Annotated in this window: 19 protein-coding genes, 9 tRNA genes, 1 rRNA gene and 1 pseudogene; 22 read left to right on the plus strand and 8 right to left on the minus strand. The window is 42.2% G+C overall.

Annotation, left to right across the window (positions count from 1 at the left end):
- The first annotated feature begins 12 nt into the window (after window positions 1-12).
- The 11 genes from rrf (at window position 13) to rocF (ending at window position 2,217) form a co-directional block, all read left to right on the plus strand.
- Window positions 13-128, plus strand: a 5S ribosomal RNA gene (gene rrf, locus NSS95_RS00560).
- Between the two features lie 7 nt (window positions 129-135).
- Window positions 136-207, plus strand: a tRNA-Asn gene (locus NSS95_RS00565).
- 6 nt (window positions 208-213) lie between these two features.
- Window positions 214-286 (plus strand) — tRNA-Thr (locus tag NSS95_RS00570).
- A gap of 11 nt (window positions 287-297) precedes the next feature.
- Window positions 298-372: transfer RNA gene (locus NSS95_RS00575), tRNA-Glu, on the plus strand.
- Between the two features lie 11 nt (window positions 373-383).
- Window positions 384-456 (plus strand) — tRNA-Val (locus NSS95_RS00580).
- 7 nt (window positions 457-463) lie between these two features.
- Window positions 464-539 (plus strand) — tRNA-Thr (locus NSS95_RS00585).
- 5 nt (window positions 540-544) lie between these two features.
- A tRNA-Tyr gene (locus NSS95_RS00590) sits at window positions 545-629 on the plus strand.
- Window positions 630-693: 64 nt separating this feature from the next.
- Window positions 694-765 (plus strand) — tRNA-Gln (locus NSS95_RS00595).
- A gap of 47 nt (window positions 766-812) precedes the next feature.
- Window positions 813-885, plus strand: a tRNA-Lys gene (locus NSS95_RS00600).
- 40 nt (window positions 886-925) lie between these two features.
- A tRNA-Gly gene (locus NSS95_RS00605) sits at window positions 926-997 on the plus strand.
- Between the two features lie 320 nt (window positions 998-1,317).
- Complete coding sequence (rocF, locus tag NSS95_RS00610; RefSeq protein WP_014096460.1) at window positions 1,318-2,217, plus strand: arginase; 900 nt, start codon at window positions 1,318-1,320, stop codon at window positions 2,215-2,217.
- A gap of 104 nt (window positions 2,218-2,321) precedes the next feature.
- Here the strand turns inward: rocF and NSS95_RS00615 are convergent, their stop codons facing one another.
- Window positions 2,322-2,495, minus strand: coding sequence for an aspartyl-phosphate phosphatase Spo0E family protein (locus NSS95_RS00615; protein WP_014096459.1), 174 nt, complete (start codon window positions 2,493-2,495; stop codon window positions 2,322-2,324).
- Window positions 2,496-2,670: 175 nt separating this feature from the next.
- Between NSS95_RS00615 and sigW the strand changes: the two genes are divergently transcribed.
- From sigW to NSS95_RS00660, 9 genes are all read left to right on the plus strand, one after another.
- Window positions 2,671-3,234 carry an RNA polymerase sigma factor SigW gene (gene sigW / locus NSS95_RS00620; RefSeq protein WP_014096458.1) on the plus strand — a complete coding sequence of 188 codons (564 nt, stop codon included), beginning with the start codon at window positions 2,671-2,673 and terminating at the stop codon, window positions 3,232-3,234.
- A gap of 12 nt (window positions 3,235-3,246) precedes the next feature.
- Window positions 3,247-3,861: an anti-sigma factor family protein gene (locus tag NSS95_RS00625; RefSeq protein WP_026683806.1), complete on the plus strand. Its 615-nt coding sequence runs from the start codon at window positions 3,247-3,249 to the stop codon at window positions 3,859-3,861.
- Window positions 3,862-4,007: 146 nt separating this feature from the next.
- On the plus strand, window positions 4,008-4,835 hold the full coding sequence (gene cdaA, locus NSS95_RS00630; RefSeq protein ID WP_014096456.1) for a diadenylate cyclase CdaA: 828 nt from the start codon (window positions 4,008-4,010) through the stop codon (window positions 4,833-4,835).
- Window positions 4,828-6,078: a CdaR family protein gene (locus NSS95_RS00635; protein WP_014096455.1), complete on the plus strand. Its 1,251-nt coding sequence runs from the start codon at window positions 4,828-4,830 to the stop codon at window positions 6,076-6,078. Before cdaA ends, NSS95_RS00635 begins: the two co-directional genes overlap by 8 nt.
- A gap of 36 nt (window positions 6,079-6,114) precedes the next feature.
- Complete coding sequence (gene glmM, locus NSS95_RS00640) at window positions 6,115-7,467, plus strand: phosphoglucosamine mutase (RefSeq protein WP_014096454.1); 1,353 nt, start codon at window positions 6,115-6,117, stop codon at window positions 7,465-7,467.
- A gap of 461 nt (window positions 7,468-7,928) precedes the next feature.
- On the plus strand, window positions 7,929-9,731 hold the full coding sequence (glmS, locus tag NSS95_RS00645; RefSeq protein ID WP_035182814.1) for a glutamine--fructose-6-phosphate transaminase (isomerizing): 1,803 nt from the start codon (window positions 7,929-7,931) through the stop codon (window positions 9,729-9,731).
- Between the two features lie 1,205 nt (window positions 9,732-10,936).
- A complete protein-coding gene (locus NSS95_RS00650) occupies window positions 10,937-11,362 on the plus strand; it encodes a hypothetical protein (protein ID WP_026683805.1) in 426 nt (141 codons plus the stop codon).
- Between the two features lie 92 nt (window positions 11,363-11,454).
- On the plus strand, window positions 11,455-11,976 hold the full coding sequence (locus tag NSS95_RS00655; protein WP_061565106.1) for a ClbS/DfsB family four-helix bundle protein: 522 nt from the start codon (window positions 11,455-11,457) through the stop codon (window positions 11,974-11,976).
- 184 nt (window positions 11,977-12,160) lie between these two features.
- Window positions 12,161-12,913 (plus strand): acyl-[acyl-carrier-protein] thioesterase, encoded by a 753-nt coding sequence (locus NSS95_RS00660; RefSeq protein WP_061566279.1) that lies wholly within the window; start codon window positions 12,161-12,163, stop codon window positions 12,911-12,913.
- Window positions 12,914-13,108: 195 nt separating this feature from the next.
- Here NSS95_RS00660 and NSS95_RS00665 read toward each other — a convergent pair whose 3' ends face one another.
- The 5 genes from NSS95_RS00665 to NSS95_RS00685 form a co-directional block, all read right to left on the minus strand.
- A complete protein-coding gene (locus NSS95_RS00665) occupies window positions 13,109-13,972 on the minus strand; it encodes a hypothetical protein (RefSeq protein WP_035182809.1) in 864 nt (287 codons plus the stop codon).
- Window positions 13,969-14,895 carry a WD40/YVTN/BNR-like repeat-containing protein gene (locus NSS95_RS00670; RefSeq protein ID WP_104851081.1) on the minus strand — a complete coding sequence of 309 codons (927 nt, stop codon included), beginning with the start codon at window positions 14,893-14,895 and terminating at the stop codon, window positions 13,969-13,971. Before NSS95_RS00670 ends, NSS95_RS00665 begins: the two co-directional genes overlap by 4 nt.
- Before the next feature lie 627 nt (window positions 14,896-15,522).
- Complete coding sequence (locus NSS95_RS00675; protein WP_014096450.1) at window positions 15,523-16,734, minus strand: MFS transporter; 1,212 nt, start codon at window positions 16,732-16,734, stop codon at window positions 15,523-15,525.
- 92 nt (window positions 16,735-16,826) lie between these two features.
- Window positions 16,827-17,462 (minus strand): glycine-rich domain-containing protein-like, encoded by a 636-nt coding sequence (locus NSS95_RS00680; protein WP_104851082.1) that lies wholly within the window; start codon window positions 17,460-17,462, stop codon window positions 16,827-16,829.
- 640 nt (window positions 17,463-18,102) lie between these two features.
- Window positions 18,103-19,245: an MFS transporter gene (locus tag NSS95_RS00685; protein ID WP_340713723.1), complete on the minus strand. Its 1,143-nt coding sequence runs from the start codon at window positions 19,243-19,245 to the stop codon at window positions 18,103-18,105.
- A gap of 197 nt (window positions 19,246-19,442) precedes the next feature.
- On the opposite strand from NSS95_RS00685, the gene NSS95_RS00690 reads away from it, so the two are divergent.
- Window positions 19,443-20,291: a LysR family transcriptional regulator gene (locus NSS95_RS00690; RefSeq protein WP_104851083.1), complete on the plus strand. Its 849-nt coding sequence runs from the start codon at window positions 19,443-19,445 to the stop codon at window positions 20,289-20,291.
- 134 nt (window positions 20,292-20,425) lie between these two features.
- Here NSS95_RS00690 and NSS95_RS00695 read toward each other — a convergent pair whose 3' ends face one another.
- Window positions 20,426-22,111 (minus strand): IS1634 family transposase, encoded by a 1,686-nt coding sequence (locus NSS95_RS00695; protein ID WP_340713724.1) that lies wholly within the window; start codon window positions 22,109-22,111, stop codon window positions 20,426-20,428.
- A 228-nt stretch (window positions 22,112-22,339) separates the two neighbouring features.
- Between NSS95_RS00695 and NSS95_RS00700 the strand changes: the two are divergent.
- Window positions 22,340-22,578: pseudogene (locus tag NSS95_RS00700) on the plus strand (hypothetical protein); the annotation flags it as partial.
- A 127-nt stretch (window positions 22,579-22,705) separates the two neighbouring features.
- On the opposite strand, the gene NSS95_RS00705 reads toward NSS95_RS00700, so the two are convergent.
- Entirely contained in the window at window positions 22,706-23,437 is a 732-nt protein-coding gene (locus NSS95_RS00705) for an NAD-dependent protein deacylase (RefSeq protein WP_014096447.1), read from the minus strand.
- Window positions 23,438-23,551 lie beyond the last annotated feature (114 nt).

Genomic DNA, 23,551 nt, shown 5'->3' on the forward strand with positions numbered 1-23,551 from the left:
TTGTCATTGAGGTCCGGTGGCGATGGCGGAAAGGTCACACCCGTTCCCATCCCGAACACGGAAGTTAAGCTTTCCAGCGCCGATGGTAGTTGGGGATCTCCCCCTGCGAGAGTAGGACGCTGCCGGGCCTGATATTCCGCAGTAGCTCAGTGGTAGAGCAATCGGCTGTTAACCGATCGGTCGTAGGTTCGAATCCTACCTGCGGAGTCATATGCTTCCATAGCTCAGCAGGTAGAGCACTTCCATGGTAAGGAAGAGGTCATCGGTTCGAGCCCGATTGGAAGCTTATAGTTTTTTGGCCCGTTGGTCAAGCGGTTAAGACACCGCCCTTTCACGGCGGTAACACGGGTTCGAATCCCGTACGGGTCACCATTTACATATTTGGAGGATTAGCTCAGCTGGGAGAGCGTCTGCCTTACAAGCAGAGGGTCGGCGGTTCGAGCCCGTCATCCTCCATTTTTATGCCGGTCTAGCTCAATTGGTAGAGCAACTGACTTGTAATCAGTAGGTTGGGGGTTCAAGTCCTCTGGCCGGCACCATTTACGGAGGGGTAGCGAAGTGGCTAAACGCGGCGGACTGTAAATCCGCTCCCTCAGGGTTCGGCGGTTCGAATCCGTCCCCCTCCACCATCCTTTTTTTTGGACATGCACTTTGGTGCATTTTTTTGGTGAGAGGGTTCATACTATAGATAATTGGGCCATAGCCAAGCGGTAAGGCAACGGACTTTGACTCCGTCATGCGTTGGTTCGAATCCAGCTGGCCCAGCCTTTTGCTATTGAATTGGCGTAGCCATTTGATATATAGATTTTTACGAGCCATTAGCTCAGTTGGTAGAGCATCTGACTTTTAATCAGAGGGTCGCAGGTTCGAATCCTGCATGGCTCACTCTTTTCTTTTTTTAAAGTGTGTGGTATTCTATAAATATGCGGAAGTAGTTTAGTGGTAGAACAACACCTTCCCAAGGTGTGGGTCGCGGGTTCGAGTCCCGTCTTCCGCTTCAAAGAGAAACGCTCAAAACCCTTTTTTATAAGAGGATTTTGAGCGTTTTTTATTTATCTGTAAATTGTTTTAACATCATGTACACTTCATTGTCTGTTAATGGGTGGTTGATGTTTAATCTAGTGGTGCAATTACCTTAGAAGCCCCCACCTGCAAAGCTAAAAAATCAGTGAACAAGAATGTTTGACTGCCGTCTGAAGGAGGATATTTTAACCAATTCCCATTTCTTCTGTATAATTATACAGAATTTTGTACAGTTGAGCCAATTGGAAAACAATTTTACAATGATAGATAGAGAGAAGGGAAGGGGGCAGTCAGATGGAGAAACATATTACAATAATGGGTGTTCCAATGGATCTTGGGCAGCGATATAAAGGGGTGGATCTGGGCCCGCAGGCGATCCGGTATGCAGGTGTGAAAGAAGGGCTCGAGAAACTCGGCTGCGCGGTTACCGATTTGGGTAATATTGAAATCGGCAGGGCGGAGCAGCTCCCTGATGATGAAGCCAATGCGAGAAATTTGAAATCGATTTCAAAAGCAAGCCAGTCCATTGCAGAGCATACAGATGAAATTGTAAAAAGCAACCGGTTTCCGCTTATTTTTGGTGGCGACCACAGTATTGCCATTGGCACAATTGCCGGCATCAGCAAGCATTACAGAAATCTCGGCGTCATTTGGTTTGACGCGCATGCGGATATGAACATTCCTGAGACAAGCCCTTCCGGAAATGTCCACGGCATGCCGCTTGCCGCCAGCCTCGGGCACGGGCATGCTTCTTTAACGGGCGTTTACGGCTATATTCCAAAACTGAAAGCGGAGCATGTTGTCCTGATCGGGCAGCGGGATTTGGACGAAGGGGAAAAGGATTTCATCCGTAATCTGGGCATAAAAATCTACACGATGGCTGAAATTGACCGGTTCGGGATGGAGAGTGTCATGACAGAAAGTATTAACTATTTAAAAGAAAGAACGGATGGCATTCATTTGTCGTTCGATTTAGATGCGCTCGATCCGCAAGAAGCCCCGGGTGTGGGAACGCCTGTATACGGCGGGATTCATTTCCGCGAAAGCAGGCTCGCCATGGAGATGCTGCACGATGCAGATGCCGTTGTTTCAGCCGAGGTTGTTGAAGTAAACCCGATCCTTGACAGCCGCAATCAAACGGCAGAAAAAGCTGTCCGCCTGATTGAAACATTGTTTGGAAAAAAACTTCTTTAAAAATAGCCCCTGCCGGCCGGTATCCGGCACTGCAAATAAAAAAACGGCAAATGATGTTTTGCCGTTTTTTTTATTTAAATCTATTCCATGGGTGTTCTGTTCACTTATCCCTGAAGTTTACTGCTTTTCAATTTGTTAAATTGATTGATGAGCTGGTCCAGATGCCTGCTTGCCTGTAAGACCTGGTCATCCCAGTATGCAGTGGTCGAAGCGAGCTGAATCATTTCACGTCTTTTTTCCTCAATTTCCAACATTAAGGCTCGGCTTTTCTGGTTCATCCCTGACTCCCCGTTCATATTCAAATTTGTAATATTTTATATCCATTTTACTAAAGATTTAAACATTTTTTCCATAACTTTGCTACAATAGACTTGAACATTTTTTTACTTTTTTTTGAAACCTTTTCAGGAGAAAACCGTAAAAATAACGTACCGCACAGGGCGGAGGGGGAAAATGGAAGCAACTGTAAACCGAAAAATTAAGCAGGTCATGAAGGGTGACCAAAATGCTTTTAATGATATCGTTGAATTATATAAAGATAAAGTATTCCAAATCTGTTTCCGCATGATCGGGAGCCGCACCGAAGCGGAGGATCTGGCGCAGGAAACATTTATCCGCGCCTATATCCATATTAAAAGTTTTAAGCAGGAACGGAAATTTTCATCGTGGTTGTACCGGATTGCTACTAATTTGTGTATTGACCGGATCCGCAAGAAGAAACCTGATTTTTATCTGGATGCGGAAATTTCCGGGACGGAAGGGCTGACCCTTTATTCAACCGTACCGGCGGAGGAAAAGCTGCCGGATATGCAGGTGGAGACACTTGAGATGCAGGAAATGATCCAGCGGGAAATTTTAAAATTGCCGGAAAAATACCGAATTATTATCGTTTTAAAGTATATTGAAGAATTATCTTTAAATGAAATCAGCGAAATGCTGGACATTCCGCTGGGAACGGTAAAAACAAGAATCCACCGCGGGCGTGAAGCGCTGCGAAAGCAATTGGGCAGGCTGTGAGGAGGGAAAAATATGGAGGCATGTTCTGAGAGAATTGTACTGTATATGCATGAATACTTAGATGAAGACATTCCGGAAGACCATAAAAAAATGCTCGAGTACCATTTGGAAACATGCCGCGCGTGCCGACAGCATTTTTATGAGCTGCAAAAAAGCATCTTTTACGTGCAAAGCCTTCCGAATGTCCAGGCGCCTCCCGGTTTTACAGGCCGCGTTATGAAAAATCTTCCAAGGGAGAAAAAGCGGGTCGGGGCGGGCCGCTGGTTGAAAATGCATCCGTTTCTCGCCTCCGCCGGCTTGTTCTTCATTTTAATGGCAGGCGCGATGTTTTCCGAGTGGCATAACCCGGACGAGTTTTCCGTAACGAAAAACAAAGACATCATTGTCCAGGGGCATACCGCAATTGTGCCGAAGGGAAAAGTGATTAAAGAGGACATTACGGTAACAAACGGCGATCTCCGGATTGAAGGGAAAGTGGAAGGGAATGTGACGGTGGTCCGGGGAAATGAATATATGGCCTCCGCGGGGGACGTTACCGGAAATGTGGAAGAAATTAATGAAGTTTTTGAATGGATTTGGTATAAAATAAAAGATGCAGGACAGGATGCATGGAAGCATTTGAAATGAATATAAATATATTGGAGCGGGGCCGGATCCGGTTCCCGTTTCTTTTTCCAGGTATACAAAAGCTGCTATTTCGCCGTGGGAAATGATATAATAGAACAGTTGAAGACAGAGGATATGAAGATTGATGAATTAATGGAGGCAGGGTCATGCATATTGCTGATTTCCCCATCTGGAGCTATCTCTCCAAAATTGTGGATATATTGGTCGTCTGGTATGTCATCTATAAATTATTAATGGTGATCCGCGGAACAAAAGCGGTCCAGCTTTTGAAAGGCATTTTTGTGATCATCATCGTCAGGAGTCTCAGCAGCTTGCTCGGGTTGCAGGCGCTGGCATGGATGATGGATCAGGCACTTACATACGGATTTCTGGTCGTGATTATTATCTTCCAGCCGGAGTTGCGGCGGGCCCTTGAGCAACTCGGCAGGGGAAAATTCTTTTCAAGAACGAACGGCCAGGAAGAAGATGAGCAGGCCCACCTCGTTGAAGCGATCGTCAAGGCGACCAGCTATATGGCGAAACGCAGAATCGGCGCCCTGATCTCGATTGAGCGCGGAACAGGATTAGGCGATTATATCGAAACCGGTATTCCGCTTGATTCTGTTGTGTCGGCTGAACTTTTGATTAATATCTTTATTCCGAACACCCCGCTTCATGATGGCGCCGTGATTATCCAGAAGCGGAAAGTGGCGGCAGCAGCCTGCTATTTGCCACTTTCCGAGAGCCCGTTTATTTCGAAGGAACTGGGGACAAGGCACAGGGCCGCGGTCGGGATCAGTGAGGTAACAGACTGTTTGACGGTGGTTGTATCCGAAGAGACGGGCGGGATAACGGTCACGAAGAATGGCGAGCTTCACAGGGATTTAAGCCTGGAGCAATTGCAGGAAATGCTGGAAGCCGAACTGAACTATACCCAGAAAACAAAGGAGCCTTCCTTGTCGAAATGGAACTGGAGGGTGAGAAAACATGGATAAACTGATGGACAATCGTTGGTTTATGAGGGTGCTGGCGCTTGTTTTAGCCATCCTGCTTTATATTTCAGTTGCGGTGGAAAACGGCGAAGGCAATAAAATTATCGGTTCCGCCACAAAAAACAGCAGTGGCGTAATTGAAAATATGCCGGTCCAGCTGATTTATGATAATAAAAACCTTGTTGTATCAGGCGCACCGAAAACGGTGGACGTGACTGTAACCGGCCCGAAAGTCATCGTCCAGCAGGTGAAAGCCGCTAGGGATTTCACCGTTTACATGGATTTAAGCAATGCACAAATCGGCAAGCAAAAAGCCAAATTGAAAGTAAAAGATCTTTCCGATAAACTGAAATACAAACTCAACCGTACGTATGCTACCGTATCGGTACAAGAAAAAGTATCCAAAATTTTCAACGTTGAGGCAGAATACGACAAAGATATGCTGGCAACCGGGTATGAAGCATCTGTGCCTGCTGTGGAGCCGGGTACTGTGAAAATTACCGGGGCGAAAAACGTCATTGACAGGATCAGTTATGTAAAAGCGACAGTGGAAATCAGCAAACCGATTACGGAAAGTTTTACGAGGGCCGCGACAGTGAATGTCCTCGACCGGAATTTAAATAAACTGGATGTCTCGGTCAACCCGGATAAAGTGAATGTCTCGGTGAATGTGACCAATCCGAGCAAAACCGTCCCGATTTCCATTAACCCGGTTGGCAGTAACCGCGACAATTTGACAATAACAAGTATCACGACAAATCCGAAGAAGGTGACCATCTACGGCACCAGTGCCCGCCTTGCCGGGATTGAGACGCTGCCGGTTAACATCGACATCAGCAAAATTACGAAAGATACGACCATTGATGTTCCAATTACTCTTCCGGACGGTATCAATAAGGTGGATCCGGAAATGGTCACAGCGACCATCAAAGTGGAAGAAAAAAAGAATGAGGATGAGAAAACGCTGAGCAATATTCCGATTAAGGAAAAAGGACTGGCTGCCGGCTATCAAATGGATTTCCTTTCTCCAAAGAGCGGAACGATTGATATTATTGCAGACGGGAAAAAGAGCGATTTGGACAAGATTTCCGCCTCTGATTTTAACGTTTCGATCAATCTGTCTGGTCTGAAGGAGGGGGACCATGACGTTAGCTATATTGTATCGGGCCCGAAAAATGTAACGTGGAGGCTTTCCGGTGAAAAGGCGAAAATACGCATAAGTGACGCAGCACAAAAGACAGAATAACAGAACTGATATGCGGAAAAGAAGGAGCGAAACCTGATGACGAAATTTTTTGGTACAGACGGAGTAAGAGGCATAGCAAATTCTGAACTCACACCTGAACTTGCTTTTAAACTGGGACGTTTCGGCGGATATGTTTTGACCAAGCATGCGAATGAGCGGCCGAAAGTTCTGATTGGCCGCGATACGCGCATTTCCGGGCAGATGCTTGAGGGGGCGCTTGTTGCCGGGCTTCTGTCTATCGGGGCGGAAGCAATGCGGCTTGGCGTGATTACCACGCCGGGTGTTGCTTATTTGACAAAAGCATTGGGGGCGCAGGCCGGCGTCATGATTTCGGCATCGCATAACCCGGTGGAAGATAACGGCATTAAGTTTTTCGGCCCCGATGGTTTTAAACTGTCGGATGATGAGGAAGCGGAAATCGAAGAACTGCTCAATCAAGACACGGATGACCTGCCGCGGCCGGTCGGGAAAGATCTCGGTATTGTCAGCGACTACTTTGAAGGCAGCCAAAAATACCTGCAGTTCTTAAAACAGACAGTGGATGAAGAATTTACCGGTATTCATGTGGCGCTTGACTGTGCCAACGGTTCGACTTCTTCGCTGGCGACATATCTTTATGCTGATCTTGATGCAGATGTCTCGACAATGGGAGCATCCCCGAACGGTCTGAACATTAATGACGGGGTCGGGTCCACGCATCCGGAAGCGCTTGCTGCTTTCGTCCAGGAAAAAGGCGCGAATGTCGGGCTTGCATTTGACGGCGACGGCGACCGGTTGATCGCTGTTGATGAAAAAGGCCAGATCATAGACGGGGACCAGATTATGTATATTTGTGCCAAATACTTAAAACAAGAAGGGCTTTTAAAGAAAAATACCGTCGTTTCTACTGTAATGAGCAATCTCGGCTTCCATAAGGGCCTTGAAGCGCTCGGCATCAACAGTGTTCAAACGGCTGTCGGTGACCGGTACGTTGTCGAAGAAATGAAAGCAAACGGCTTTAATTTGGGCGGTGAGCAGTCGGGCCATATTATTTTCCTTGACCATAACACGACCGGGGACGGCCTTTTAACCGGACTGCAGCTGATCAACATTATGAAAATCGCGAACAAGCCGCTTTCCGAACTGGCTGCGGAAATGAAAAAGTACCCGCAGAAACTCGTGAATGTAAAGGTAACCGATAAATACCATGTTTTAGAAAACGAAAAAATAAAATCGGTGATTGATGAGGTGGAAAGGGAAATGGCCGGAAACGGGCGTGTTCTTGTCCGCCCTTCCGGAACAGAGCCGCTTGTGCGTGTCATGGTGGAAGCACAGACGGCGGAAGACTGCAGCCGGTTTGTTTCCCGGATTGCCGGGGCAGTGGAAGCGGAAATGGGTTTAAGAGAATAATTTTAAAAAATCCATCCCGGCTTTTCAATTGGTGCTGAAAAGAATTATTTTTTCCTGTGCATAAGGGGGCACGCAACAACCCTCTTATGCATATTTTATGTTGAGAATGGTAAAATATGTTGACGAAGTATCACGCATACGCTATGATAATGATGTTGTTTTCTCTTCACTTTACAGAAAAGGAGGATCGTTTGCGATTTTTTAAAAGCGCCAGAACTGGGCCTGGGACGGATAGGTCCAGTTGACGAGGAGGAGGAGTATCGAGCTTTCGGCGGATGCCTCCCGGCTGCCACACACAGCCGTATGTTTTTCCACAAATCGGCGGGGCGACCCGGCGGACAAAGGGAAAAGCATGTGGGAAGAGAAAACGGATCAGAAGTTTTACAAAAATTTCAAGAGATAAGGGGGCAGGACTGCTCCCGGTGGTTCTTGCCCCCTTGTGATCCGAGGAGGAAGAACAAATGTGTGGTATTGTTGGTTATATCGGTACTGAAGATGCGAAGGAAATTTTGTTAAAAGGCTTGGAGAAGCTGGAATATAGAGGCTACGATTCTGCAGGGATCGCTCTCCGAAATGAAGCCGGCGTGCATGTGTTTAAAGAAAAGGGACGGATTGAAGATTTGCGCCGGATCGTGGATATGCGAATTGCGGCAACGATCGGCGTCGGCCATACACGCTGGGCAACCCACGGGGTTCCGAGCAGAGAAAATGCCCACCCGCACCAAAGTGCATCCGGCCGTTTTACGCTTGTGCATAACGGCGTGATCGAAAACTACACGCTTTTGCAAAAAGAGTATCTCACGGATGTTCCTTTAAAAAGTGATACCGATACGGAAATTATCGTGCAACTGGTGGAAAAATTTGCTTCAGAAGGCCTTGAAACGGCGGAAGCGTTCCGGAAAACGCTGACGCTTTTAAAGGGTTCTTATGCGCTTGCCCTCTTGGACGAAAAAGACGGCAATACGATTTATGCGGCAAAAAATAAAAGCCCGCTTTTGGTAGGCGTCGGCAACGGCTTTAATGTGGTAGCGAGCGATGCGATGGCGATGCTGCAAGTGACAGACCAGTTTATCGAACTGGCAGATGGTGAAATGGTCATCCTTACCCGCGGGCAAGTCACCATCCAGAATCTTGCCGGTGAAACGATCACCCGCCAACCGTATAAAGCAGAAATCGATGCAAGCGATATAGAGAAGGGTACGTACCCGCATTATATGCTGAAAGAAATCGATGAGCAGCCGCTCGTGATGCGGAAAATTATCCAGGCTTACCAGGATATCAACGGCAAATTGTCTGTTGACAGCCAAATTATCGATGCCGTAACCGAAGCTGACCGGCTTTATATTATCGCATGCGGCACGAGCTACCATGCCGGCCTTGTTGGCAAGCAGCTCATTGAGAAGCTGGCGAAAATTCCAGTTGAAGTCCATGTATCCAGTGAATTTGTTTACAATATGCCGCTTTTGTCAGAAAAACCGCTGTTCATTTTTATTTCGCAAAGCGGGGAGACAGCCGACAGCCGTGCCGTGCTTGTAAAAGTGAAAGAATTGGGTTACAAGACGCTGACGATGACCAATGTGCCGGGCTCGACTTTGTCCCGTGAAGCGGATTATACCCTATTGCTTCATGCAGGACCGGAAATTGCGGTTGCTTCGACAAAGGCATATACGGCGCAAATTGCCGTCCTTGCGATCCTTGCTGATGTAGCGGCAAAATCGCGTGGTTTCAGCGAAGACTTCGACCTGGTACATGAACTCGGCCTTGTGGCAAATGCGATGGAAGTGCTGTGTGGTTCAAAAGAAGAAATTGAACAAATGGCATATGACTACTTGACGGTCACCCGCAATTGCTTCTTCATCGGCCGTTCGATGGACTACTTTGTCTGCCTTGAAGGCGCACTGAAGCTGAAGGAAATCTCTTATATTCAAGCGGAAGGTTTTGCAGGGGGCGAACTCAAACACGGCACAATTGCCCTGATTGAGGACGGTACACCGGTTGTCGCGCTTGCTACGCAAAAAGACGTCAACTGGAGCATCCGCGGCAATGTCAAGGAAGTTGTCACCCGCGGGGCCAACCCTTGCGTGATCTCGATGAAAGGCCTGAATGAGGAAGGCGACCGTTTCGTCATTCCTCATGTACACGAATTATTGACACCTCTTATCTCAGTTGTACCATTGCAGTTGCTTGCGTATTACGCAGCACTGCACCGCGGCTGCGACGTCGACAAGCCGAGAAATTTGGCCAAATCGGTCACAGTCGAATAAACAAAAAAGCCCGGGGAAGCCAGAATGACTGGTTTTCCTGGGCTTTTTGTTTAATCAAATGATTGATTGAAGGGATGATACAAGGTAAAACAAGGCGATTTTATTGGCCCGGCTTCTTTGGATGAGGCCTTGTATCTCCCTGTTAAAAAGTCCGTCCCCTGCAAAAAAGTTGGTACCCGCTGTTAAATAGTTGGTACCTGACCGGCAGGAGACCAGGCCAATTCAGCAGGCAAATATGGTTGTTTTCCGGGTCATTTTCAACCCTAATTCAATAGAAAGACAAACTCGGGCTCGATCCAAAACGGGTCCAGTTTTTCTTTTGTACAGCGGCCCCAATCCTTTGTCCCGCATGGGCTCCGCCGTTCTCTAATCCTATAGCGTTAGAAGCTCCACTGTATGGAATTGGGCGATTCTCAGTCCTTTTTCATGTGGTTCCCAGCCAGCTCAGTTCCGTCATTTCTCCAATATTTTTTCTCTAATCAGGGAAGAACTTTTTGACATTTCCAGACTATGCTGAACAACTCAGCAACCTAATTTCTGGTAAAAATCAGGCGTTTTGGGAACCAACTTTTTAACATTGCCAGCGGTCATCAAAATGCGGTTGGAGCCTTGGGGGAGTAAGAGGAAAGGGGGATTTTGGCGGGGAAGGACTTTTTTACAGGGGAATAAATAGTAATATATATCTAAAATATCAAAAAATAGGTACCAATAATATTATTTTATGGTAAAATTTGTTGTGGTACTTCAAGTATCTTTTCAGGATCCGCAGCATTTGCTGCTGAGAAACCGAGTGAAACCACATCTTCTGTAGTACAACAAAGTCAGGCAACTCAAGCTCAAGCTTCATCTCTTGCAGTAGATCCTGGTATTCAATCTATTAACGGTCAGATGTCTACTCAATCAGAACCAACTTACATAAATAAGAAGGCTTTAAGATGGGCAATTGATAGTACTACTCCTATTACTAATCTAGTAGGTAAATATTTTGGTAAAACAGCTGTGAAAAAAGTAGGAAGCGTTATGCATAGTCATGTAAAACCTGCTCTACGTAAATTAGAAGCTTTAGATAAGGTAAACTAAAAGAAACTTTAATACGATGCTATGAAGGGACCACTTGGAGCTACAGCTGCAAGATTTGGTGCTAAAGCCATTGTAAAAGTGATTCAAATCTTTAGTCTCGTTTAAAAAAAGATAGGAGAATAAGTATGGATGCTAAAAATACCTCGCAAGTGATTGAAAATTTGGAGAACCAGGTAGAAAGATTAGATAAAGAAGTTTATAACTTAAATTCTAAGGTTGAACTTTTAGAAGGCCTTTTAATAAAAATTATTGAAAATCAAAAAATATCTCCTAATTTATTATTAGATATTGATTGCATTGCTGTAAAAAAAGATTTAAGTGGTGAAGAGCGAGCTGAGATTTCATTTTTCCTTCTCAAAGTTCAAAAAGAGTATATGCAAGAAGGTAAAGTTCCAAATTTAGAAGAATTTCATTCTGGATTATGTAATGTACTAGGTGTTACTCAAAATGAAAAAGAAGAATATCCAATTGAAATCTCAAAACAATTGCTTCAGAAGTATGACAAAATAGGTGAATTTCCAGTTGCAAAAGAAATTTTATCTAAAAGTTGAAATACCGAAATCTATTCTCACCCCTTGTTCTACAAGGGTTTAAAGCAAAAATAAAAGCATGAACACTCAAAACTCGGTAAGGGGTGTTACGATTGCCAAAATATGAGAGTAAAAAAGCCTTGATTGATGAAATTACTAAGAGTGCAAAGTTATTTATTGATGAATTCCGTTCTATTAATAATCTTAATAAAGATGTATTTGTAAACGGAGTGGATAGAACGCCATCCCAGATGATTGCTTACCAACTGGGATGGTTAAATTTAATATTATCATGGGAACAAGATAACAAAGAGGGAAAAAATGTAATAACACCTGCGCCAGATTATAAATGGAATAACCTAGGGGGGCTTTATCAGAGCTTTTATGATAAATATGCAAATGATTCGATTGAAACGTTAATTGAACTGTTTAATCAGGATGTTCATAAAATCATTCAATTGGTTGAAAGCTATAATGACCAAGAATTATTTGAGCAAGGCGGCAGACAGTGGGCGTCTTCAACACCATCCAATTGGCCAATTTGGAAGTGGATTCATATCAATACAGTAGCGCCATTTAAAACGTTTAGAACTAAAATTAGAAAATGGAAAAAGATAAAGGGATATAATTTTTAATGGATTTGCAGGATCAAATAAATTTAGAGACCTTTCGCAGCCGAAAGGGTACAAAAGGAGTGACTTGAAGTAGCCGGTATAACCTATCGAGAAAAATTTTCCACATACGGTAAAGCGCTGTCTCTGCTCGTTTTCGAACGAATATGGTAAAATAAGGGCAGCTTATTTTAAGGGAGTTTTCAATATGGCGAACGGATCATCTCTATATAAAGGACAGTATCATATAGAACTTAGGGATGTTGACTTTACAAAGAAGTTAAAGCTAAGTGCATTGTTCAGCTTGTTTCAAGACATTGCCAGTCTCGCTGCCGAGGATCTTGGTTATGGTATTGAAACATTGGAGAAGAAGTATAAGGTGGCATGGATTTTAACCCGCATTCGCGTGGATATCCTGCGCCATCCTACTTGGGATGAAAACATCACGATTGAAACTTGGCCGCTTCAACCAAGCAAGATTGATTTTGACCGCGACTTTCTTGTCAAAGATCACACCGGAGCGGTCATCATAAAAGCGGCATCAAAATGGGTCGTCATGGGTTTAAACGATCGGAAAATTAAACGAACAGAATCAATTAACATCCACTACCCTGAAAACCGTACGGAACGCGCTATTGAAGGGAAATTTGGGAAGTTCAAAGATTTTGGCGGATTAGAACCCGCTTATCAAAAAGTCATTGGATACAGTGATATCGATTTTAACGGCCATCTCAATAACTCCAAATATGTCGATTACATCATGGATTGCTTTCTTCCGGATTTTCACAAAAGGCACCCCATTCATACAATAGAGATCAATTTCAATCAAGAAGCCTTGCCGGGAGATTCCATTACACTATACAAAGATATTTCCAAAATGGACGAGCACGAGCTTTATGTTGAGGGGATCAATCAAACCGATCATCATACCATTTTTAAATCGCACATCACGATTCATTAAGGGGCTCTCAATCAGGGTCCAAGTACAGAAATTCCTTTAGATCATGGTGTCTGTGTTGTCTTATTTTTCAAAAGGATGAACCAATTGGCCATAACCAAGTTAATTAAGTCTGGCAGAACGAGTTTTATTGTTAAAGTTTGGTTTCAGAAATGACCGAATCCTATTGAGATTCGGTTATAATCGTTAGCCATATCATCACTTTTGCGATTGATCATGCAGAATGATTGGTTTATTATCTCGCATCGTCGCTTGATATAAACTTATGTCGCCGGTTTTCGGCACTCCAGATAATGCGGGAACGACAAAATTATCATTGAGTGAAATCGTCCAAACCGCCTGCTTTTGTTTCTCTAAAACGATGGCAAGCGTACCAAATTGTTTGATATGGCGCCAATCAAAAAATTCTGTACGCCCGCCCACAATAACCGTTATCCCTTTTGTATCGCTTACCACTTTGGTATTTTTTCCTTGCCACTTGCCTTGGATTTCCGACCCGACATAATAATAGGAACGACCATCTGACCGGTCACCGTATGTCGCAATGAATTGCTCGATCTTTCCGTCAGCTGTCTTATAAGTCACTGCGGCGATATCGTTGGCGAGCCATTTGACCTTAAACACCCCGTCTGTCTTATAGGGCAGTCTTTCTTTTGGCCGCGCAAGGATACCGAAATAAGACCTTAGATAGACGGCGTCGCCGGACTTCGTCTTTTCTTTGATCGACACCACATGTTTGTAATCGGGCGAGAGGCTTGTGATATTTTTTATTTCCTTGTTACTCGCAACAAGCAAGCCTCCACTTGCAAGGATGAAGACGACAGCCAAGCCACTGATAGCCCAAAGCCATATTTTTGAAGGTTTCAGGAGAAGTATAATGGCCAGCGCTAAAAAGATGAAGCAAAGGATATTGATGAAGTAAAAGAGCCTGTCATCGACATACTCCGCTTGAAATCTTTCATGCGCATATAGGCAGCCCATTTGCAAACAAAAGAAACCAACGGCGAAAAGAAGCAGCATCCACCCGGTCACTTTGATATATAATCCTTTTACCTGGCTCATTCGCCTACCTCCGTCGAAAACTCCCATGTCAACCCATTATCTTTTGATATGAACTTGCCTTTAACTTTTCCACCCTTATAATCGCCATTGGGACCTTGATTAACAAGTAGGACCAGGTGATCGCCTTCTTTTTTGGGGATTTCAGCCGTCACAAAGATCTTATGATACTTTGCCGGTATATTTATTTCCGCCCTCTTCCACGATTTTCCGCCGTCTTGCGTCACATGGAAATCCGGTTCCTCAGGATCAATCGTCCCATAAGACATAAATCCGGTTGATTCATCGATAAATCCACCGTCAGAAAGCAGCCGCGAATCCCCTGTAAAGCCGGTGATATGCCAAGTCTTACCGCCATCATAGGTTAAATAAGCATTTGAACCTTCTTGTGACATGGTCCGATAGCCGGTAAGAATCACATAACCGAAACGATCATTCAGAAACGCGACTTTTCGAATTCGTATGCCGGGAAAGTCTTTTTCAACAACCGCGCGCTGCCACGTTTTGCCTTGGTCAAGCGTATAAATGAGTAACGTTTCCTTATCTTCTGATTCATCTGAATAGAGGAATGCCGCCCGTTTTGCCGTGAGAACATAGCTATTTTCGATGAGTTCTTGTTCATTGCCGTTATATTCCCCCTTAAATAACTGATCTTTTTTTACCGGGACGGTGACCCAATGGCCGCCCTTATCAAACGTAATCTTAAGCTGATTGTTTGTTAACGCATAGCCATTCTTTTCATCCATATAATGCGGCTGAAGTGGCGTTGTTTGTTTAGGCTTTAATGGCGCGCCGTCGCCGTATTGTTCATCAATCGTTTGATCAAATGGAGGAGAGGGCAATCGCTGGGACTTATAGAACGAGATTGTCATGATGATGAAACCAATGATGATCACTCCGGCCACCATAAAGACGAATTTTTTCATCTTATACACCTTCATTTTTTAATAGTCCGAAGGCTTAAAAAGCGTCAAACATAAGAACGCTTTGTAAGTGTTTAGTACTTAAAATAAGCGGCCGAATTCGGTTAATCGCGGTCACTTATTCTTGGTATCAGATAAACAAAAATACGATCATTTTCAAACCGCGCCTGCAATTTTCAATCGGGTCAATTCGGTAGAAAAGAATTTGTATGTTAAGCCTTTGCCAGTTTTTTTCTTCTGAATTACGAAAGTAAAATAGAAGCTTAAAATAAAAAGGTGCCTCGAACCTCTGGTATAATTAGGTTTGACAAAAACTACTAAACCAGAAAGAGGAACCTTTAAGGTGAATTATATCACTTCTGTCTTGAAAATCAAATGTGTTTTTTATTTAAAGAAGAATACAAATTTTAGTCGGTTTCCCTCAATTTTGTAGTTTTTGAAAAAATGGAGTTGCGGAATATAGTCAAGAAAAAAGAAACTCTGCCCAAAATTAACCCTGGATCCTCTTTAGAGTAATAAGGGGGATGGCAACGATTCGTAAAATATATGGTCATTTTGGTGTTTTCTGCCGATAACCATGTTACCGGCAGCGTTTTTGGTGGCTTTCTCCAAAGAGTTTGACATATTCTCCTAAAGGTTTTTTGTTATATTCTCTATCGGGATATCTGATTTTATCTTAAATGAAGAATAAAACAAGGTAATCCGTAAGATGGCCATAACGGCGATTATCATACAAGTTATAAATATCCCAAAGGTTTCTATTAATCCCCAAGAAATGATCATAAAAGAAAGGGTGCCTAGATCTGCTGATGCCTCCATCACGCCCATTACTTTACCTTTTTCATATTGGGGGATCGCTTTAAAGGTTTCAGCTGAGAGCAAATTATTTATTACGGGGTTTCCCATCGTCATAATGGCAAATCCAACTATAAAGAATATCCAGTTTAAGGAGGCTCCCATCATAACAATGCCCCCACATACCAAAAAGACAGTTAGAAAATACAAAAATACCTTTGAAGCGAATAAAAGACTGGATCTTGATAATATCATATTGGATAAAATCACAAAAACACCACCAACGAGCCAAAAAATCGATATTTCAAAGTCAGCTACTTTAAAATGTCCTTCCAAAATATACACCGAAAGGCTCGTCATTACGGGACCAATCATGCCACCTAGTAAATGTGAGAAAAAGTAAATCCGCAGTATTTTATCTTTTAAAGTCCTTTTCAAATATGCTAAGGAAAACCATGCAGTATCATGCGAGTGTTCGATTTGAATTTTTTCATCAAACCTCATGATTAAAAACGCGCACACGAGAAAAGAAGCAGAGTCTATGAGAATGGCGTACGAACTTAAAATACCAAAAATGAGTGGCCCGATAGTAAAACCTACAGTCTTACAAGTTGTAGTAAACGTGTTTTTCTTGCTTATTGCCCTTGCTAATCCTATGTTTGGATCTTTAATTGTCAAATCTCTAAACCATACTTCAAGACACAGATTAGCAAAATGCCCAAGTGATTGGGATAAGATCATCAAAGGGAATAAAAAAATAATAAAATGTTTAAATGATAGTAATGAAAATAATGTTATCATAACAAAGCAATTAAGAAAAAAGGAAGTAAATATCATCTTTTTAGAAGATACTTTGTCTATAAAATGTCCGCTTACAATGGTAGATATTATTCCCGCAATCGTTTCTGTAAGGTACAAACTTCCGGCATAAAGGAATGAGCCTGTTAGATTGAGGGCAAAAATGGGAAGACCGGTCCATGTTATTGCGGTACCTAGCGTATTAATGGTATCAACAAGTATTAATCTGTTTACTGCGTTGTTTAACATATTGGCACCCCCAAAAAATGCTTTTATGGCCAAAGGCAAGCCTAAATTAAAATAGGCTTGCCTTATAAACAATCGTTTGCTGACTTTTCACCTTAAATCTGAACCTTGGCTTGTTCAGTTTTTAATGGTTCGTTTAAGCAAGTCTTTTTTTCTTGTTCACCTTTCAACGGTTCATTATAGCAGGTTGCAGCTTTCAACGGTTCATTATAGCAGGTTCCAGCTTTCAATGGTTCATTGTAGCAGGTCGCAGCTTTCAACGGTTCATTGTAGCAGGTTCCAGCTTTCAATGGTTCATTATAGCAAGTCTTTACTTCAGCATTCGTGCTATTTTTGGCTAGTTCTTTAACTTTATCTGATAACGGTATATTATAGTCTTCTTTAAATTCAACGGACCATTTTTTCAAAGACTCCCTATATATATTCAATAAATGAGGAAGCTCAGATTCTTCTTTGCCATAACCAGGATTATGATCTAAAATACAACCAAAGTAATCCATGCAATCATTATAATATTTCTGTGGATGAAGAATATGAAGGTGCCACATTTCGTCAATATCATACGTAGGGCAGATTGAGGTGTAAGGATATTTTTTCACTAAATATAGGAATTTCAAGTATCTGTTTTTTATACATGTAAGTTCCTCTTCTGATAACCTACTTAAAACCCCATCACTCCTCCTAGCCGCCTCGATTAAGTCCACGCTCACATTTGGAAAATGTTTGCTCATATACTTTACCTCCCATATTTTATTTCCTACATCACTATAACTATGAGGGCTTACCGAAATTTATGTGTATGTTCATCAAATAAATGTCAACCTTATAGGACTTGCCTTAAAGGGAGATACTTATCTGCTCAAAAGTAACGGAGAGCTTTTTGTACCAAATAATTCCAATGGTCTCCGTGTCCCATTTTACATATTGAAACTATTTGCCGACAGCTTTCCTTACACATTATATTCGCGAAAAGTAGCCGAAATCCTTCTTTAATCTGTAATTTTTGCTTATTCAACAGGTCCTAAATAGCCAGTCCCGGATTCAACAGGAAAACAGTCCGATTTGGCAGGCAAAATTCAATTGAAAACCAAATTCAAACTGGATCCAAAACGGGTTCAGTTTTTCTTTTGACCAGTGTAATTTCTATCCTCGATGCAGATTAGGAGGGGAATTGAAAAAGTTTTTTAAGACTGTCGGTGAATGACATTGCATTGGCATTCATCATGATCTGGACCCAAGAAAAAGGTCATTTACGACATAAGACCATTTTATTAAGAAAGGTTGCGGGGTTGATCCTTTTCTAAGAGGAGGCAAGAAAGACCATCCTTTTTCGTTTTCAAGATGGTCTTTTTTAATCAAAATTCAATTTTTCTATCCCTTTCTTTTTGTTGATAAAATCACCAATTGTCCTAGTAAAGCCACTAGCACAAGACAGCCGGCTGCAAATGGAAGTTGGGAAGGTGTCAATCCAGCTACCATAACAACCCCTCCAAGCGCAGACCCTACTGAGCTCCCTAAATAATTGGCGGAACTGTTTAAAGCGACAACAGCGGGTCCGTGTTTAGGCTGTAGCTCGAGTAATACATGCTGTTGAGGGGCTAGTGAAGCCCATCCCATTGCACCCCAAATAAAGAAGGGTAGAAACATTAGAATAGGAACTCTAAGACCTAACGGCAGACTGAACATGGCTAATGCTAATAGAATTAATATACCGCCCGTAATCCAGCCTGGACGTCCTATTCGATCAATAAGAGTACCAATGAATAAGCTGCCGACAACACCACCAATGCCCCACGCCCAAAGATATGGTGTAACAGAATGGATTCCATCCAAGTTCTGCAAGATTGGAGCGATATACGTATAAAGCCCCAAACTTGCAATGCCTGTCACAAAAGTAATGCCAACCGTTGCTGTTACTCTTCCATTGGCCAGCATTGCAAGACGTTGCCGTAATGACGGTGGGGGCGAAGCTGGAATGTTTGGAAACCAGATGACAATCCCAATCATAGCAATGAGACCAAGTATCGTAATGAGCCATAACGTCCCATCCCAACCTGCATGCGCAGCAACTATCAATCCGAGTGGAACCCCCACGACCGTCCCCATGCTCATACCGCCTAATGTCATACCTAAGGCACGTCCGCGCTTCTTATCGGAAACAAGAGATGAAGCGGTTGCCGTGGCAAGCGGAGAATAAAGACCAGCTCCGATCCCTGCAATGGCACGAGCAATAAGCAGAAAGAGAAAATTCGGTGCCAGTGCACTGCCCGCATTGCCTAATGAGAACACCGCAAGTGCCAGTACCAATATGCTACGTGTTGGTTTTCCGGCCAATAATGTTGCGAAAATCGGAGCGGCGAGCGCAAAGCAAAGTGTGAAGATGGTCACAGCCTGTCCCGTCTGCGAATCGATGATTTTAAATGTTGCCCCGATATCGGGTAACAAACCAGCCATTACATAGGCATCAAACCCAAGCGTAAACATCCCTATGGTAAGAAGAAATACCCTCCTCATGTTACCCCTCCTCAAATCTTCTATTATATACTTGTTAAATATTTAACTATTTGGATATTTCTTCGTATAGGATAAACCAATATGTTACAATGAATGGGTCCCTATATGTGCAAGATTACTACAAGGACAGGATAAAAGGAATAATCATTGTGTTAGATGGATATAACAAATAGTTATAACGGAATAAGGTGAAGTGAATGAATACGGAGTGGCTGCAAAGTTTTGTGGAGGCTGCGAAACAAAAAAGTTTATCTAAAGCCGCAAAATCCAACAACATCTCTCAACCAGCATTGAGCAAGCATATACGAAATTTGGAAAATGAACTTGGCGTCGTGTTGTTTCATAGAACGTCAACCGGCATTGAACTAACGGAGGCTGGTCAACATTTCCGCACCCGGATTTTACCAGTCATAGATGAGCTAGCTTCGATTCGTCAAGAATTACGACAGTTTTCCCGGACGGCACCAATAGCGATAGGAAGTCTACCTAGTTTGGCCACTTATTATTTACCCTCGAGAATTAAGGAGTTACGTTCTTTGGATCAGCCAACAACATTAATGATTCAAAACACTTCAGATGAACTTGTACAATCATTAGAGGAAGGAAGACTTGACGTTGTCTTAATCGATACCCTGAGTACAAAGGAATCGTTGTGGAGTTGGGAATTGTTTACGGAGCCTTATTATGCGGTGTTTCCCATAGACCACCGTCTTCGATCACGAAAAACGGTTCAGCTTGTTGATCTATGCAAAGAACCCCTCATTGTTCATCAAGCTCCTTGTGATACAAGAAGGCGGATTAAAGAACAAATGGATTCGCTGGGTTACAAGCCTAATATCATTAGTGAAGTAGCTTTTGGTGATTTTATTTTTGGAGCCGTAATGGCTGGAATGGGCATCACAATTGTTCCTGAAATAAGTGCTAAACATATCGATCATCAACAACTTTTCGCTTTGCCGATTATAGATTTTGGGAAAAAGAGGTCAATTTCACTGGCTACTAAAAATGCTAAACTTGGATTAAAACCCACATTTCGCATGTCTTAAATAAAATTCATTCTAATTTTTGAATGAACTATATTTAAATGGTTTGGTGGGATGATATCTTCTTATTTTTGAGGAATTTTCGATAAAGTTCTATTGAATTCGACATTCTTTTCATGAATTCCTCCTGTTGTGTGTTATTCGCCTTTGTTTTCGACATTTTTTGACACGTATATTGATACATCATACCCGCATAATTCAATGATTTTTTTGGCTTGTGAATCAATATTATCGGGTAAGAGCCTTATTTTTTGTTGATTTTGATTTATAAGGATCACGGTAATATCTTCTAATTGCTCTAACAATGCTTGGCCTGTGGGTTGATAGAGTTTCCTTTTTCCTTTCAAGATTAGAGATAGGTTCTTTTCTTTCAGTTCTTTTCTAACTCGATATTCTAAAATTCCATAGATTAATAAAGCCATCACATACACAATACCTAAGGCCTCAACCCTTTCTGGGGTTTTCAAGTAAATGGCATCAATCATTTGTGAATCTTTGATTAATCGGAAACGGGTCTCAGCGGCCGACTGTCCTTTATAAACCCTCAAAACTTCTTGATTGGATAGTGTCTCCTCGTCTAATTTATTTGTGATTAAAACAAAAGTGCTGAGCATTTTTTTCTTATTTTCGATAAAATCATGATCTTTTTCAAACGATTCCAGTTGTATTTGATAGATTTGTTCTTGTTTTGTCTGTTCGTCCTTTTTAGGTCTTCCTCTCTTTTTTCGTTTGATAGGTTGATCACTCATCTGGACGTTTAGTTTATAACAGAAATATGAAGCCTTTTGTTTTTTCTTAAAAGATTGAATTGCTTCTAGTGCGTCCTCTTTACAATGAAAGATAACTTTACTCAGTTTTTCTATCTCTTTTTTTAATTGTATTTCTTCCTTTTCGATCGCCCGATTTAGGGTTTTCTCTTTTCGTTGATCTAAATTGTTTGAGTGGACAACAAGAAACCGGTAAGGAAGGTTTTGAATTTGTCTTTCAAAAGCTTGAATTTGGTAAATAGCTGCGTCTTTTTTATTGCTAAGTGAGCCTACCCTTTCCCAGTTATTGAGCAACCATGCCTCTTTCTTTAGTTCTGTGCTTAAACCGAATGTATCAGGTAAACGGGAAATAAACGATAAATTTTGTTGTTGAATTTCCGCTAGATTTTCCGTTGTGATTAATGCAGAATCGGCTTGATAAATGAGATTTTTCCAATCTTCATGGGAAAGGATTTTTCTCATCTTTTGAATAAATTCCACATTCCAAGATTTATCCGAAGTATTCCCATTTTCTACTTTTGCAAGAATAGGAATTCGTTCAGGTGTGACCCCCATCCCCAGAACGATTTGTTTTAAGTCAGGCCTATGGGCCTTACTATACCCGTACGTAATTTGCAGTCCATCTTTCTTCGGTTGTTTATATTCACCGTAAACAGAAATTGATGTTGTATCGTTATGGAGTACACCAATAGGAAGATTCAATTTTTTTAATGCTTTTAATGCAAGGGTGGAATATACTTTCCATGCTTCGGCTTTATACAAGTAATCTAATGCTCTTCCTAATGCATCATCATTTAATTGATCGGGTGAAATCGATGTATCGAAAAGCATCTCAGAATCTAGGTTTTGATAGAATTCATGAACCTTATAAAGGGGCTTGCCGCTGCATAAAATGTTTAAGACAAGGGCTTTAATCCTTGTTCCAGGTGAGATATGACAACGGACAGAATCCCATTTAACTAAATCATTAATGGTCTTTTCGAGTTCTATTTCATCACACAGTTTAGATAAAAGTTGAGACGGCCCCACATGTAAGGTTAAAATTTGATCTGACATAAAAATTCCCTCGTCTTCCCCTAGTTTAGATAATCATTCAATTCTACAAAGAAGGGGAAAATTCCTTTAAAAAAATCATAAAATGGAAAAATTTACGTGCGGAATATGCGTTAAAACTTTATCAATTTTTGGCGAAGCATGCTAATGAGAAGATCTAGGTATAGTCGTCTTAAATTGATGAATACTTGTTCTATTAACTACACGATTGTGGAATACCAGAAGTAAAAAATGATCAAACTTTTTTTAAAAAATTTATTTGAGATCTTTAAAAAAGAATACTGTACGCCAGCGTATCGCTCTTATACGATCAATCGTTTCCAAAGGGAATTTATCTATGCGGCTGGCGTACGAATGTCATCTTGAACATTTGTGAAATATACGCTCATAAAAAGGCATTCCGGCAAATATTTCAAAGTATACGGCTGATTGACTGGGTGTCGAAGCTGAAACGGAATACTGGAAATTGAAACGCCTGCAAATGTGGGGAGGGGGGAGTATGGCCATAACAACCCGAAAACAGGCAATTATAATTCCACTTTTAGCAATACCTTCAAACATATAATTCTAATTACTAAATATTTACCTATCGAATTTTCACACTTTTTTAATTGGGGATGATATCTTTTTATCCAGTTCTATAAGTAATTGACCGATCTTTTTATCATGAATCACTTGATCGGCATACCGATCAAATTGGGTCGGTTCCATGTTCACAATCACTAATTTTGCACCGTTCTCTTTGGCGATTAAAGGAAATTGGTTGGCAGGTGTAACGGATAAAGAGGAACCTAAGACGATAAAAAGGTCTGCTTTCTCTGCTTCCTCCAGAGCAAATTGAAAAGCTTCTTGTGGCAGCGCTTCACCAAATAATACGATATTTGGTCGTAGCACCCCGCCGCATTCACAGTAGAAATCGTTATTGACATAGTTTTCACTACTATATTCTCTTCCACACGTTTGGCAATGGACTTTTTGAAGGGTCCCATGCAATTCAGCGACCCGCTTACTGCCCGCTTCCTGATGAAAGCCGTCCACGTTTTGAGTAATAATTGAGCGAATGAACCCTTGCTGTTCCCATTTGGCTAAAATATAATGACCTTGATGCGGTCCAAATTCTTTTACACCTAATACGCGTTCCCGATAAAACGCGATAAATGCTTCGACATTTTCATTCAGGGCTTTCGTACTGGCAATTTGACTTGGATCTTTCTTTTTCCACAGTCCGTTATGTCTTGAACGAAAATCCGGTAGTCCGCTTTCGGTTGACATCCCTGCTCCGGTAAAGACGACCGTATGACGGGATGACTTTAACCAATCTTCTAACATGAAATCCGCTCTCCTTATTTATGTTAGATAAGTTTCCCTACAAATCATTGTACGCTACCTGCCAGAAAACTTCAAAAAGCGAATGCTCTCTCTACATTTTCATTTCAAAGTGTA

Source organism: Weizmannia sp. FSL K6-3076 (assembly GCF_038007245.1).
In the GTDB taxonomy this organism is placed as follows: domain Bacteria; phylum Bacillota; class Bacilli; order Bacillales; family Bacillaceae_C; genus Weizmannia; species Weizmannia faecalis.